12 protein-coding genes and 1 pseudogene are annotated in these 12,487 nt (G+C 63.5%); 11 read left to right on the top strand and 2 right to left on the bottom strand.

The window, feature by feature from the left end; genetic code table 11:
• The 6 genes from rnc (at position 1) to AC0NIE_RS26380 (ending at position 6,759) form a co-directional block, all read left to right on the top strand.
• Positions 1 to 726: a ribonuclease III gene (rnc, locus tag AC0NIE_RS26405; protein WP_095496687.1), complete on the top strand. Its 726-nt coding sequence runs from the start codon at positions 1 to 3 to the stop codon at positions 724 to 726.
• The gene (era, locus tag AC0NIE_RS26400; protein ID WP_473486646.1) at positions 723 to 1,655 is read left to right on the top strand and encodes a GTPase Era; all 933 of its coding nucleotides are present in this window, start codon (positions 723 to 725) and stop codon (positions 1,653 to 1,655) included. The genes rnc and era overlap by 4 nt, the downstream gene beginning before the upstream one ends.
• Before the next feature lie 42 nt (positions 1,656 to 1,697).
• A complete protein-coding gene (locus tag AC0NIE_RS26395) occupies positions 1,698 to 2,621 on the top strand; it encodes an aminoglycoside phosphotransferase family protein (protein WP_473486647.1) in 924 nt (307 codons plus the stop codon).
• 41 nt (positions 2,622 to 2,662) lie between these two features.
• Positions 2,663 to 3,439 carry a DNA repair protein RecO gene (recO, locus tag AC0NIE_RS26390; RefSeq protein WP_473486648.1) on the top strand — a complete coding sequence of 259 codons (777 nt, stop codon included), beginning with the start codon at positions 2,663 to 2,665 and terminating at the stop codon, positions 3,437 to 3,439.
• Positions 3,436 to 3,954, top strand: coding sequence for a PaaI family thioesterase (locus tag AC0NIE_RS26385; protein ID WP_473486649.1), 519 nt, complete (start codon positions 3,436 to 3,438; stop codon positions 3,952 to 3,954). Before recO ends, AC0NIE_RS26385 begins: the two co-directional genes overlap by 4 nt.
• A 63-nt stretch (positions 3,955 to 4,017) precedes the next feature.
• The gene (locus AC0NIE_RS26380; protein WP_473486650.1) at positions 4,018 to 6,759 is read left to right on the top strand and encodes a DUF2339 domain-containing protein; all 2,742 of its coding nucleotides are present in this window, start codon (positions 4,018 to 4,020) and stop codon (positions 6,757 to 6,759) included.
• Positions 6,760 to 6,762: 3 nt separating this feature from the next.
• On the opposite strand, the gene AC0NIE_RS26375 is transcribed toward AC0NIE_RS26380, so the two are convergent.
• Positions 6,763 to 7,191, bottom strand: a complete 429-nt coding sequence (locus AC0NIE_RS26375) for a type II toxin-antitoxin system VapC family toxin (RefSeq protein ID WP_473486651.1) — start codon at positions 7,189 to 7,191, stop codon at positions 6,763 to 6,765.
• A complete protein-coding gene (locus AC0NIE_RS26370) occupies positions 7,181 to 7,435 on the bottom strand; it encodes a type II toxin-antitoxin system VapB family antitoxin (RefSeq protein WP_292216872.1) in 255 nt (84 codons plus the stop codon). The genes AC0NIE_RS26375 and AC0NIE_RS26370 overlap by 11 nt, the downstream gene beginning before the upstream one ends.
• Positions 7,436 to 7,715: 280 nt before the next feature.
• Here AC0NIE_RS26370 and AC0NIE_RS26365 point away from each other — a divergent pair, with 280 nt between their 5' ends.
• From AC0NIE_RS26365 to AC0NIE_RS26345, 5 genes and pseudogenes are all read left to right on the top strand, one after another.
• Entirely contained in the window at positions 7,716 to 8,234 is a 519-nt protein-coding gene (locus AC0NIE_RS26365) for a sigma-70 family RNA polymerase sigma factor (RefSeq protein ID WP_135936357.1), read from the top strand.
• Entirely contained in the window at positions 8,231 to 9,022 is a 792-nt protein-coding gene (locus AC0NIE_RS26360) for an anti-sigma factor family protein (RefSeq protein WP_473486652.1), read from the top strand. Before AC0NIE_RS26365 ends, AC0NIE_RS26360 begins: the two co-directional genes overlap by 4 nt.
• Before the next feature lie 169 nt (positions 9,023 to 9,191).
• Positions 9,192 to 10,391, top strand: coding sequence for a peptidase C39 family protein (locus AC0NIE_RS26355; RefSeq protein ID WP_473486770.1), 1,200 nt, complete (start codon positions 9,192 to 9,194; stop codon positions 10,389 to 10,391).
• On the top strand, positions 10,388 to 11,851 hold the full coding sequence (locus AC0NIE_RS26350) for a RimK family protein (RefSeq protein WP_473486653.1): 1,464 nt from the start codon (positions 10,388 to 10,390) through the stop codon (positions 11,849 to 11,851). Before AC0NIE_RS26355 ends, AC0NIE_RS26350 begins: the two co-directional genes overlap by 4 nt.
• 40 nt (positions 11,852 to 11,891) lie before the next feature.
• Positions 11,892 to 12,446, top strand: a pseudogene (locus tag AC0NIE_RS26345) (fatty acid desaturase); the annotation flags it as partial.
• Positions 12,447 to 12,487 lie beyond the last annotated feature (41 nt).

The following is a 12,487-nucleotide window of genomic DNA, read 5'->3' as shown; positions in this document are numbered from 1 at the left end:
ATGGCGGCAACAAAACGGCTGACCGTCGACGCGCTCGCCGAAGCGCTCATGGAGCGCACCGGCCACGCCTTTGCCGACCGCCAGCGCTTGCAGCGCGCGCTGACCCATGCCAGCGCCCGCAGCAGCCATGCCGGCATCGACTATGAGCGTTTCGAATTCCTGGGCGACCGCGTCCTCGGCCTGGTCGTCGCCGACATGCTGCTGGCGGCGTATCCTGACGCTGCCGAAGGTGAGCTGTCGCTCCGGCTCAACGCGCTGGTCAATGCCGAGGTGCTGGCGGACATCGCCGAGGAGATCGGCCTGCCGGAGTTGATCCGTGCCGGCTCGGACGTACGCGGCCTGGACGGGCGCAAACGCGTCAATCTGCGGGCTGATGCGCTGGAATCGCTGATCGCCGTGCTCTATCTCGACGGCGGGCTGGAGGCGGCCCGCGCCTTCATCCACAAATACTGGCGGCCGCGCTCGCAGGCCATCGGTGCCGCCCGCCGCGATGCCAAGACCGAACTGCAGGAATGGGCGCATCAGGCGGCAGGCGCCGTCCCGGTCTACATAATTGACAGCCGCGAGGGACCGGACCACGATCCGCTATTCACCGTCAGCGTCAAGGTCGGCGCCTATCCGCCGGCGACCGGCAGCGGGCGCTCCAAGCGCGAGGCCGAGCAAGCCGCCGCTACTGCACTGCTGTTGCGCGAAGGCGTCTGGCTAAATAAGGGGAGCGCGGCATGACCGCCACCGAAGACGTCCCGCCGGCAACAGAAGCCGCCACCACGCATTCTGGCTTCGTTGCGCTGATCGGCGCGCCCAATGCGGGGAAATCGACGCTGGTAAACCAACTGGTCGGCGCCAAGGTGTCGATCGTCACCCACAAGGTGCAGACGACGCGCGCCATCGTGCGCGGCATCGCCATCCACAGTAACGCACAGATCGTCTTCGTCGACACGCCGGGCATCTTCAAGCCGAAGCGGCGGTTGGACACGGCGATGGTGACGACCGCCTGGGGCGGCGCCAAGGACGCCGACATCGTGCTGTTGCTGATCGACGCCGAGCGCGGCATCAGGGGCGACGCTGACGCGATCCTCGAACGGCTGAAGGATGTCCGCCAGCCGATGGTGCTGATCCTCAACAAGGTCGACCGGGTCAAGCCCGAGGCGCTGCTGGCGCTGTCCGCGGCAGCGAATGAAAGGGTGCCCTTCAAGCGCACCTTCATGGTCTCGGCGCTAACCGGGTCGGGTTGCAAGGACCTGCTCGACTATCTGGCCGAAACCCTGCCTGCCGGCCCCTGGTATTACCCGGAGGACCAGATCTCCGACCTGCCGATGCGTCAGCTGGCGGCGGAGATCACTCGCGAAAAGCTCTATCTCAGGCTGCATCAGGAACTGCCCTATTCCTCCCATATCGAGACGGAGAAATGGGAAGAGAAGAAGGACGGCTCGGTGCGCATCGACCAGACCATCTATGTCCAGCGCGACAGCCAGAAGAAGATCGTGCTCGGCCACAAGGGCGAGACGATCCGTGCCATAGGCCAGGCGGCACGCATGGAGATATCAGGTATCCTCGAACAGAAAGTGCATCTTTTCCTGTTCGTCAAGGTGCGCGAGAACTGGGGCGACGACCCCGAGCGCTATCGCGAGATGGGGCTGGAGTTTCCGCATTAGAGCATGTTCCCGAAAAGTGGGAGCCGGTTTTCGGCAAAGATCATGCTCAAACACGAAGTTACTATCGACACAGCCCTCGTGAGCCGGTTGGTCGCCACGCAATTTCCCCGATGGAAGGATCTTGCTGTCCGGCCGGTTTCATCATGCGGATGGGACAACAGGACCTTTCATCTCGGAGACCATATGCTGGTGAGGCTGCCGAGTGCGGCGGCCTATGCCTTGCAAGTGGAAAAGGAACATCGCTGGCTGCCAAGGCTTGCGCCTCTGCTGCCGCTGCCTGTCCCGGTCCCGCTGGCGATGGGAGCCCCGGCCGACGGCTATCCCTGGCATTGGTCCGTCTACCGCTGGATCGAAGGCGAGACGGCGACGCTGGAGCGTATTGCCAGCCTGCCGCAATTCGCGGCCGGCCTGGCCCAATTCCTGGTCGCCTTGCAACGGATCGATCCCGCCGGTGGACCGGCGCCAGGGCAGCACAATTTTTTTCGCGGCGGACCACTGAGCGTCTATGACGGCGAGACCCGGCAGGCAATTGCGGCCCTCGACGGCAAGATCGACACTGGCGCCGCGAGCGCGGTGTGGGAAGCAGCGCTTGCCGCGACATGGCATGGTGCGCCCGTCTGGTTCCACGGTGACGTCAGTTGGGGAAACCTGTTGGTCAGGCAAGGCGCTTTGAGCGCCGTGATCGACTTCGGGACTTCCGGCGTGGGCGATCCCTCGTGCGACTTGGCGATTGCGTGGGCGCTCCTCGAAGGGAAAAGCCGAGAGGTGTTTCGCGCGGTTCTTCATGCCGATGAGGCAACCTGGGCACGGGGCCGTGGTTGGACGCTATGGAAAGCGCTGATCACGATCGCCGGCCATATAGACATCAATCCAGTCGAAGTTGAAAAGTCGCGACGCGTGATCAATGAAGTGCTTGCCGATCACCTCCGCGCGGACCGCCGCGGAGGGCACCCACAGAGCGCCTGAAAAACTTGATTTCGCCACCGAAGCAGTGACAAGCTCCGTTCATGGAATGGCGCGACGAGGGAATTATTCTCGGCACCCGCAAGCATGGCGAAACCAGCGCCATTCTTGAGGTCATGACGCGTGCGCATGGCCGCCACCTCGGCCTTGTGCGCGGCGGCCGCTCGCGCAAGCAGCAGCCGGTTCTGCAGCCCGGCAACCGCGTCGACCTGCTGTGGCGGGCGCGGCTCGACGAACATCTTGGCACCTTTCAGGCCGAGGCGATCGAGATGAACGCCGCCCGGCTCATGGACAGCGCCGTCGCCATCTATGGGCTGCAGACCATGGCTGCGCATCTGCGCCTGCTGCCCGAGCGCGACGCCCATGACGGCCTCTACGAGACGCTGGCCGTGATGATCGCCCATCTAGACGATGCGGACGCCGCCGGCGAGCTGGTGGCGCGCTTCGAATTGCTGATTCTCGACGAACTCGGCTTCGGCCTCGATCTCAGCCAGTGTGCTGCGACCGGCGCCAGGCAAGACCTTGCCTATGTCTCGCCGAAGTCCGGGCGCGCCGTGTCGCGCCAGGCCGGCGCGCCATGGCGCGACAAGATGCTGGTGCTCCCCGCTTTCCTGCAGCGCGGCTCCAGCCTGCGCGCCGATCCGGCGGCGATCGAGGACGCCTTCCGGCTGACCGGCTTCTTTTTTACCCGCCATGTCTACGAGCCGCGCGGCATTGAGGCGCCCGGTGCCCGAGCCGGCTTCCTCGCCGCCTTGCGCAAGCACCACGCGGCGGGCAAAGAGATTGGCGCCGAGACCGCCGCCGGAGAAATCACCAGATGAGCGAAGTGGAACTCTATCCCGGCCGGGTCTCGCCGCTCGGCCTCGGCACCATTCCGCACGGCGACATCTCTAGATATACCGGCCTGGAATTGCTCCAGCGCATCATCGACAACAAATATCCGGCGCCGCCGATTTCCTTCCAGCTCAGCTTCGACCTTACCGAAGTGTCCGAAGGTCGTGCGGTGTTTCGCGGCCTGCCGAACGAGCGCTATCTCAATCCGCTGGGTGGGGTGCATGGCGGCTGGGCCGCGACGCTGCTGGATTCGGCTCTTGCCTGCGCGGTGCAAACGCTGCTCGACAAGGGCGAGGCCTATACGACGGCGGAGTTCAAGGTGAACCTGACACGGCCGATCACGCCGAAGACCGGCGAGGTGGTGTGCGAGGGCAGGGTGGTGCACAAGGACCGCACATTGGCGGTTTCGGAAGCGACGCTGAAGGATGCCAACGGCAAGCTGCTGGCTTTCGGCACCGAAACGTGCTCGATCTTTCCGGCCGCCAATCTGGCGGCGCGCTGACTCGGCTGGCCGTCTGGCCGCCGTATTTGTCAGTAACTACTGGCTTGGTTTGGGGGAACCGCCATGTTCGAAAGCCTGATCGGCCTAGTCGCGATCATCGCGCTGTTCGTCATTATCTCGCGCCAGCAGAGCCGCATCGGCCTGATCGAGCGCGAACTTGGTGCGCTGCGCAGCCTCGTGCTTTCGGGCGCGCATGTGGCCCCGCCGCAGGCCAAGCCGGCAGAACAGGCCGCAAACGACAGCATGTCAACAGACGCGGCAGTTGCGGCCGTGACCGAAATTGTCCCGTCATCGGCGGGCGAGGCTGAGGAAAAGCCGTCCACAGAGGTTGAAGCCGGGGAGATTGCATCCGGACCGTGGGCTGCGGGCGAAGCGGCGCCGGCTGGATCTGCACCTGCGCAACCGGCCGCCGCGACGGCGAAAGCGACGCAAAAGCCTGACATTGAAACGGCGCTCGGTACCCGATGGGCGGTCTGGGTCGGCGGCATCGCGCTGGCGCTGGGCGGCCTGTTCCTGATCCGTTACACCATCGAGGCCGGCATTTTCGGTCCCGGCGTGCGGCTGAGCATGGCAGCAATGCTCGGGCTGGTGCTGGTCGCCGTCGGCGAGTTCATCCGCCGCACCGGCTTCAGGGTGCCGGTGCAGGGCGTCGCCGGCGCCTATATTCCGGCGATCCTGACGGCGGCCGGTGCTTTCATCCTGTTCGGCACGGTTTATGCCGCGCATGGCGTTTACGGCTTCATCGGGCCGGCGCTCGCTTTCACGCTGCTCGGCGCCATCGGTGTGGCGACCATCGCGGCCGCCCTCGTCCACGGCCAGGCGCTGGCCGGCATCGGCCTGCTCGGCGCGGTGGTGACGCCGATGCTGGTCGCCTCGCAGGCACCGAATCCTTGGGCGCTGTTCGGCTATTTGGCGATCGTGCTCGCCGCCACCGGCGTCATCGCCCGCCTGCGCGACTGGAAATTGCTGATGGCGGCAGCGTTTGTGGGCACCGGCCTCTGGACCATTCTTTACATGACTGATGCGCCGGGCACCGACCTGCCTGTCATCCTCTTCATCAATGCGGTGACCCTGGCCGTGCTTGCCTTCGTCTGGCTCGGCCGTCGCGGTGGCGAAGCAGAGCCCGCCAGGGGCTTCGACTGGCCGTCGATCGCACCTGGCTTCTTCGTCGGCCTTTCGGCGATGGCGCTGTTCGTCGACCCGGCATACGCTGCCGGCGATGCTCTGCCGGGAGCAGCCCTTATCGCAGCCCTGGTCGCGGTAGCGCTCTACCGGCCGCTGGCGCTGGCGCTTCTGCACGCCGCAGGGCTGGCGACGGTGCTGGTCTATCTCGGCATTATTCCGCCAACCTCCGTCGCTGCAGAGTTTTCAGGTGGCGTTCTCGACGTCGAAGGTCTGCCGGCGGGAGTTGCCGATACGCTGATGCTCAGGATCGGTATCTTTCTTGGACTTATGTTCATCGGCGCCGGATTCTGGGCTGCGCGCAAATTTGCCGCGTCGGCACAAATCCGCGCCGCCTCATGGGCGGCATGGGGCGCTGTCGCGCCGCTGGTCATTCTGTTGGCGCTCTGGTTCACCTTCGGCAATCTCGACCGTGATCTTGTCTACGCGGCGGTTGCAGCCCTTCTGGTCGTGGTCTTCGCCGCCGGCGGCGAGTGGATCGCGCGCGGTGAAGAGCCGCCGCTACAGGGCGGTGCTGCCGTCTCCTTCGCGCTTGGCGGGACAGCAGTCGCCGCCTTGCTGATGATCTACATGGCTTTCGGGTCCGGCTGGACCACCATCCTCCTGGGTGCCGCGGCCATCGTGCCGGCGCTGGTCACCCGCTGGCGCGCCTATCCGGTGCTCGGCTGGATTTCGGTCGGGACGGTCATCGCGGTGCTCGGCCGCGTCGCCTTCGATCCGACAATCGTCGGCGCCGAATTCCTGTCGACGACGCCGGTATTCAACTGGCTGCTGCCGGGCTACGGCGTGCCGGCGCTTGCCTTCGGCTTTGCCGCCTGGCAGCTTGCCCGCACCACAAATGGCCGGCCACGCCTCGCCATGGAAGCTGGCGCAGCACTCTTTGCGCTGCTCACGGTTGCGATATTGGTGCGCCACGCCATGCATGGCGGCGTCATCGACACGGGTGCCATCACGCTCGCCGAGCAGGCAATCTATACGCTGATCGCCATCGGCGCCGGCGCCATCCTGGTCGCCATCGACATGCGCTCGCCAAGCTCGGTGCTGCGCTATGGTTCGCTTGCCGCGGGCGTGGTCTCGGTCGCCTTCATCGTCATCCAGCATTTTGTGGCGCTGAACCCGCTGTTTACTGACGAATCGACCGGGCGAATCCTGGTGTTCAACCTGCTGTTCCTCGCCTATCTCTTGCCGGCCGTCGCTGCCGGGGGGCTCGCGCTCTATACCAGAGACAAGCGGCCGAAATGGTACGCCGCGATGCTGGCGCTGGCGGCGGCACTGCTTGCCTTCGCCTATGCGACGCTGTCGGTGAGGCGGCTGTTCAAGGGCGAGTTCATTGGCCTCTGGAGCGGCCTCGGCCAGCTCGAGACCTACACCTATTCCGCGCTGTGGCTGATCATCGGCGTGGCGCTGCTCACCGCCGGCGTCTGGCTGAAGTCGCAGGCGCTGCGCATTGCGTCGGCAGCGCTGATCTCGGTCGCCGTGTTGAAGGTCTTCCTCTTCGACATGTCGGAACTGGAAGGCGTGCTGAGGGCGCTGTCCTTCATCGGCCTCGGCGCGGTGCTGATCGGCATCGGCCTGTTCTATCAGCGTCTGCTGACAAGAACGGTCAAATCCGATGCCGGATAGTATTCAGGCCAGATCGGTCTGCAAGAAATCATTGCCCTTGTAGAGCAGGGGTACCCGGTAGGCCTTGGCGCATGCATAGCTGAAGCAGTCGCCGAAATTCAGCTTGGCGGGATGGCCGACGTATCGACCGTAGTCGCGCGCGGCTTTTACTGCGAGTTCGCGAATGGCAGCATCCAGTGGAACTTCCACGGCCATGAGTTCGGCCAAGAAGCCGATGACGATCGTTTGGCATTGATCGATCAGAGCAGGCGGTGTCGGAGCTTGATCGCCGCTTTCAGCCACAGATTTCCTGCGGGCGATTCCGAGGATAGCTTCAAAAGCGGAACTCGGCGAGAAATAGAGCGTCTCGGCAGCTTCAATCCTTCTCAGCAGACGAGCCGCATCTGCCTCTCTCAAAATCAGCGCAATAATGGCGGACGCATCAAGAAACATCGGGTTCCCCCCAGGCCTCGTCCATGAATTTCTTCATATCGAAGGTGGGGTCATCGGGACCAAGTGCGCTCGCGGCATCCTGATACTTTTTGATACGCTCGCTCAGCGGAAGGACAGAGTTCGCTCGTTCAAGCTCGCGCTTGAGAGCGATTCGCACTGCTTCAGTCTTCGTGGGCGCCTTGATGGCGGACTGCAACTGACGAGCCAGCGCGTCGACCTCGTTATCGCGGATGTACAGAGACATATCGATTTCTCCAAACGTATATTCCAAGTCGAATATACAAAATATATGACTTCGAATATACGCCTTCAGGGCGCGCTTTCAACCTCACACCTCTCATTCATGGCGTGCGGCGCCTTGACAGGTGGCCCTCCAGCGCCGGCCGGGAATAAATCGCCCGCCGGCCGCGTTATCTTGTTGCTTGGGTGGCCGGGGCGGCGGACCGCTTCGCGCTGGCCGCTTGCGCCGCGCCGTGAAGGCGCGTTCAATCGGATGAACAAGGGCGACCTCAGAACCAGCGGTCATGGACGAAAAGAAGGCAGCAATCCTGGGCGAAATACCACGCCTGCGCCGTTATGCGCGCTCGCTGCTGCGCGACCGCGATTCCGCCGACGATCTCGTTCAGGACTGTCTCGAACGGGCGCTTGTGCGGCTCGACAATTGGCAGACTGGAGAAAGCCCCAGGAGGTGGCTGTTTACGATCATGCATCATTTGTTCATCGACCAAATGCGCAAGGTGAACCGGCGCGGCGAAGCCGCGATGCTGCCGCTGGAAGCGAGCGAGGCGCAGGCAGCACCAGCCGAGCAGGTGGAGAGCATCGCCTCGCGCGAAATTATCGACGCGTTGCAGGCGATAAGCCCCGATCGGCGCGCAGCACTGGTCATGGTCGCCATCGAAGGCTTTTCCTATGCCGAAGCCGCCAACATCCTCGGCGTGCCGGCCGGCACGCTGATGTCGCGCATCGCGCGCGGGCGTGATGAGTTGCGCGGGCTGCTGGATGACGCCGCGCGTCGCCGGGCGATAAGGATCGTCGAGAAATGACCCGGCGCGATTTTTCCGAACGCGACATCCACATGGCCCTCGATGGCGAGTTGCCGATTGACGAGCGCGTGGCTTATGACGCCTGGCTCGACGCCAATCCTGAAATGAAGGCGAGGAGCGCCCGCTATGTCGCCGACCGCGCAGCGCTTCGTGCCGCCTTTGCCGGCGTGCTCGACGAGCCGGTGCCGGCGCGGTTGCAGAAGATCGTGTTCGGCGAGGCGCCGGTCAAGACGGTGCCATTGGGCTCGCGCTGGTGGCTCCCGGCTGCCGCAGCGGCGATGCTGGCCATTGGCGGTGTTGGCGGTTATTTCGCCGGCATCGACCATCTCGGCCTGGAAGACCCCGCCGAGGACCAACTCGCCGAGCAGGCGATCGCAGCCCATGTCATCTATGCCGCCGAGCAGCGACATGCGGTGGAAGTGCCCGCCAGCGACAAGGATCATCTGCAGACCTGGCTGTCCAATCGGGTCGGCCTGAAGCTGGTCGCACCGGATCTGGCGGCGCAAGGATTCCAGCTCGTCGGCGGCCGGCTGCTGCCCGCTGGCGAGAGCAAGGCCGCGATGCTGCTTTATGAGGACGACAAAGGCGAGCGCATCTCGCTGTTCGTCACGGCCGAATCGGCCGAGAAGGCCAAGGGCACCTATGGGTCGGAAGAGAACGGCCCCGAGGCCGTCTACTGGCTGGATAAGGGCTATGGCTGCGCCGTCGTCGGCTCGCTGCCGCGCGCGCAGCTGACTGCGGTGGCGAAGAGCGCCTACAGCCAGCTTCTTGCCGGGCTGGCCAGCTGAGCTGCGCCTGTTTTTCAAAGGTTGCGTCTACAGCGCCGCGCGTCCTTTGGACGCGCAAAGGACGCTGTAGCACTTTAATTTTTGCGCATGATCCTTTCCGAAAATCGATTTCGATTTTCGGGCCGTGCACCCGGCGAAACTGTCACAATTGAGCCCGAATCGAGGTGCGATAGCGCTTGACGGATGCTGGCGCTTCGGCTGTGTTGTCGACACTTCTGACCAGGGCCTTTTCCACAACGCAATCGAGGTTTTCCGAGCCCGCATGCCTGCCGAGATTCGCACGGCCCGCGCGTCCGACGTCGATGACCTCGCCGTCATCGAGAAGGCTGTTTTCTCGAGCGATCGCATTTCCCGCCGCTCCTTTCGCCAGTTGATCGAACGCGAAAGTGCCGAGCTGCTGGTTGCCGAAAGCGACGGCCGCGTCGCCGGCTATGCGGTCGTGCTGTTTCGCAAAGGCAGCGGCGTCGCGCGGCTCTATTCCATCGCCATCGGTCCCTTTTTCGGCGGGCTCGGCATTGGCCGCATGCTGCTGGCATCGGCGGAGGAGACCGCCTTCGAACACAACCGCATGATGCTGCGCCTCGAGGTGCGCGAGGACAACAGCCGAGCCATTCGCATCTACGAGCAGAGCGGCTACCGCAAGATCGGCCGCGAACCGGGCTATTACGAGGACGGCGCCTCGGCGCTGCGCTACGAAAAGACCTTGCGGGGCGACATTCCGGTCGCCACCAGGGTGCCGTTCTACCAGCAGACCTGCGAATTCACCTGCGGCCCGTGCTGCCTGATGATGGCAATGGCCAATTTCGAGCCCGGCTTCGTGCCCGACCCGGTCATGGAAATCCGTTTGTGGCGCGAGGCGACCACCGTTTTCATGATGTCGGGGCCTGGCGGCTGCGAGCCGTTCGGCCTCGCCGTTGCCGGCCATGAAAGCGGGCTCTCTGCCGAGATATATGTCTCCTTCCATGGCGCGCTGTTCCTGCAGTCGGTGCGCAGCCAAGACAAGCGCCGGGTGATGGAACTGGCGCAGGTCGACTTTCGCCGGCGCGCGGAACATTACGGCATCCCGGTGAATTACCGTCCATTCGCCATCGACGATATCCGCACCGCGATCGCCGAGGGGAAACTGGTGTTGGTCCTGATCAGCGGCTTCCTGATGTTCGGCAAGAAGGTTCCGCACTGGGTGCTGGCCATCGGCGACGACGGCGACCATATCCTGATCCACGATCCCTGGGTCGAAGACGAGAGACAGGAGACCATTCTTGATGCCGCCAACATTCCCGTGCCTTACGGCATCTTCATGAACATGGCGCAGTTCGGCCGCGACGGATTGCGTGCCGCCATTACCCTCGGAAAGCGCGACAGACAATGACCTGGGTCATCCTTACCGGCCGGCAGAACGATCTCGATCAGGTGGCGACACCGCACAAGATCATCACCAATCGCGACTACCTTGCCCATCCTGCGCTGTTTCGCGGACAGCGGCCGAAGGTCATCAACCTGTCGAACAATTACGGCTACCAAAGCCGCGGCTACTATGCCTCGCTGCTGGCCGGTTCGCGCGGCCACAAGGTCATCCCGACGGTCGAGACGATGATCGACCTGTCCGAGCGCAAGCTCTACGATCACGCGCTGCCGGAGCTGGAACTCGCGCTCAACAAATGCCGCAAGGATCTGGGCGGCGCCTTTCCGCAAAAAGTCTGCATCTTCTTCGGCATCGGCCCGTCGAGGATATGGGATCGCTTCGCCAAGCTTTTGTTCGACTGGTTTCGAGCGCCGGCGCTGGAAGTCCGCATCACCGACGGCGCCGAATGGGCGTCGGTCCGCAAGATCGGCTTCCATCCGCTGGCCAGGATGACCGAGGAGGAAGAAAAGCGCTTCCTTCAGTGCCTCGAGACCTATACCAACCGCGAATGGCGTGACACCAAGGGCCGCACGCCGGCGCGCTACACCTTCGCCACATTGGTCGATCCGCATGAGGAGTTGCCGCCGTCGGAGATTTCGTCGCTGCGCTACTGGGCCAAGATCGCCGAAAAGATGGGCGTCGAAATCGAGCCGATCACCAAAAAGGATCTGGCCAAGCTCGCCAATTACGACGCGCTGTTCATCCGCGAGACCACTTCGATCTCCAACCACACTTACCGCTTCGCGCGCCGCGCCCAGCAGGAAGGCATGCCGGTCATCGATGATCCGCTGTCGATGATCCGCTGCACCAACAAGGTCTATCTCAACGAGCTGATGACCTACAACAAGGTGCCGGTGCCACCGACGGTGATGATCGCCGGCACCTCGGATCTCGAAGTTGCGGCGCGGGCGCTGGGCTTTCCGCTGGTGCTGAAGATCCCGGACTCGTCGTTTTCGCGCGGCGTCAAGAAATGCGCCACCTTCGAGGAACTGAAGACGCTTGCCACCGAATGGCTGGAGGATTCCGATCTCTTGATCGCGCAGAAATTCATTCCGACCGAATATGACTGGCGCGTCGGCGTGCTCGGCGGTCAACCTCTGTTTGCCGTGCACTATCTGATGGCCAAGAAGCACTGGCAGATCGTCAACCACAAGGCCAACGGCAAGCCGGACCAGGGCGGCATCAAGACCTTTACCTTGAAGGAGGCGCCGGCCCATGTCGTCGAGACGGCGGTGAGGGCGGCGCGCTGCATCGGCGATGGCCTCTACGGCGTCGACCTCAAGGAGACCAAGGACGGTGTCTTCGTCATCGAGGTCAACGACAATCCCAATCTCGACCATGGCTGGGAGGACTCCGGCGAAAAAGACGAGGTCTGGGTGCGGCTGACGCAGTGGTTCCTGGAACGGCTCGACCGACAGGGTCGGTAACCGTTCCACTTGGGGAGACGGAGAGATGCTATTCATAGTGACCCAGGATCCGGAGAACGACCCGGAACTGGCCTTTCCCAAGCCGGAAACGCTGCGGCAGTATATTGTCCACGTCTCCGGCATTCCGGTGTGGTGGGGCCACTTCAAGAGGCTCTACATCAACGCCACCGGCAGATGCCAGGACAGTTGCGTACCGCCAAAAGGCCGGCCCAAGGTGCGCGCCGAGGCCCGCGCCATGATTGCCTTCTATGCCGTCGTGCTTGTGCTGGCCGTCTGGTTCCGGGCAACCACGCTCGTCTATGTCTGGATCGTGCCGGCGCTTCTCGGGCAGCCGTTCCTACGCCTCTATTTGCTGGCCGAGCATGGCCGCTGCCCTTTCGTGGCCAACATGCTGGAAAACACCCGGACGACGCTGACCAACTGGTTTGTCCGCAAGCTCGCCTGGAACATGCCCTTTCACGCCGAGCATCATGCCTATCCGGGTGTGCCGTTCCATCAACTGCCGGCGTTTCACGCGCTGATCGAGCGCCATCTCAAGGAGATCGAAGCCGGTTACGTGCGCTTCCAGGAAAAATATATCGAAACATTGCGCTGATGGCAGGTATCTCAGGCCGAGCCGATGACTGGCTCGGCGCT

Source organism: Mesorhizobium sp. WSM4842 (assembly GCF_055901575.1).
Note: the sequence above shows the minus strand (reverse complement) of the source record. Positions and strands in the feature narration are given on the sequence as shown.

Bases quoted from the DNA above. Each gene is read 5' to 3' on its own strand.
- rnc (WP_095496687.1), top strand. From the start codon at position 1: ATGGCGGCAACAAAACGGCTGACCGTCGACGCGCTCGCCGAAGCGCTC.
- era (WP_473486646.1), top strand. From the start codon at position 723: ATGACCGCCACCGAAGACGTCCCGCCGGCAACAGAAGCCGCCACCACG.
- AC0NIE_RS26395 (WP_473486647.1), top strand. From the start codon at position 1,698: ATGCTCAAACACGAAGTTACTATCGACACAGCCCTCGTGAGCCGGTTG.
- recO (WP_473486648.1), top strand. From the start codon at position 2,663: ATGGAATGGCGCGACGAGGGAATTATTCTCGGCACCCGCAAGCATGGC.
- AC0NIE_RS26385 (WP_473486649.1), top strand. From the start codon at position 3,436: ATGAGCGAAGTGGAACTCTATCCCGGCCGGGTCTCGCCGCTCGGCCTC.
- AC0NIE_RS26380 (WP_473486650.1), top strand. From the start codon at position 4,018: ATGTTCGAAAGCCTGATCGGCCTAGTCGCGATCATCGCGCTGTTCGTC.
- AC0NIE_RS26375 (WP_473486651.1), bottom strand. From the start codon at position 7,191: ATGTTTCTTGATGCGTCCGCCATTATTGCGCTGATTTTGAGAGAGGCA.
- AC0NIE_RS26370 (WP_292216872.1), bottom strand. From the start codon at position 7,435: ATGTCTCTGTACATCCGCGATAACGAGGTCGACGCGCTGGCTCGTCAG.
- AC0NIE_RS26365 (WP_135936357.1), top strand. From the start codon at position 7,716: ATGGACGAAAAGAAGGCAGCAATCCTGGGCGAAATACCACGCCTGCGC.
- AC0NIE_RS26360 (WP_473486652.1), top strand. From the start codon at position 8,231: ATGACCCGGCGCGATTTTTCCGAACGCGACATCCACATGGCCCTCGAT.
- AC0NIE_RS26350 (WP_473486653.1), top strand. From the start codon at position 10,388: ATGACCTGGGTCATCCTTACCGGCCGGCAGAACGATCTCGATCAGGTG.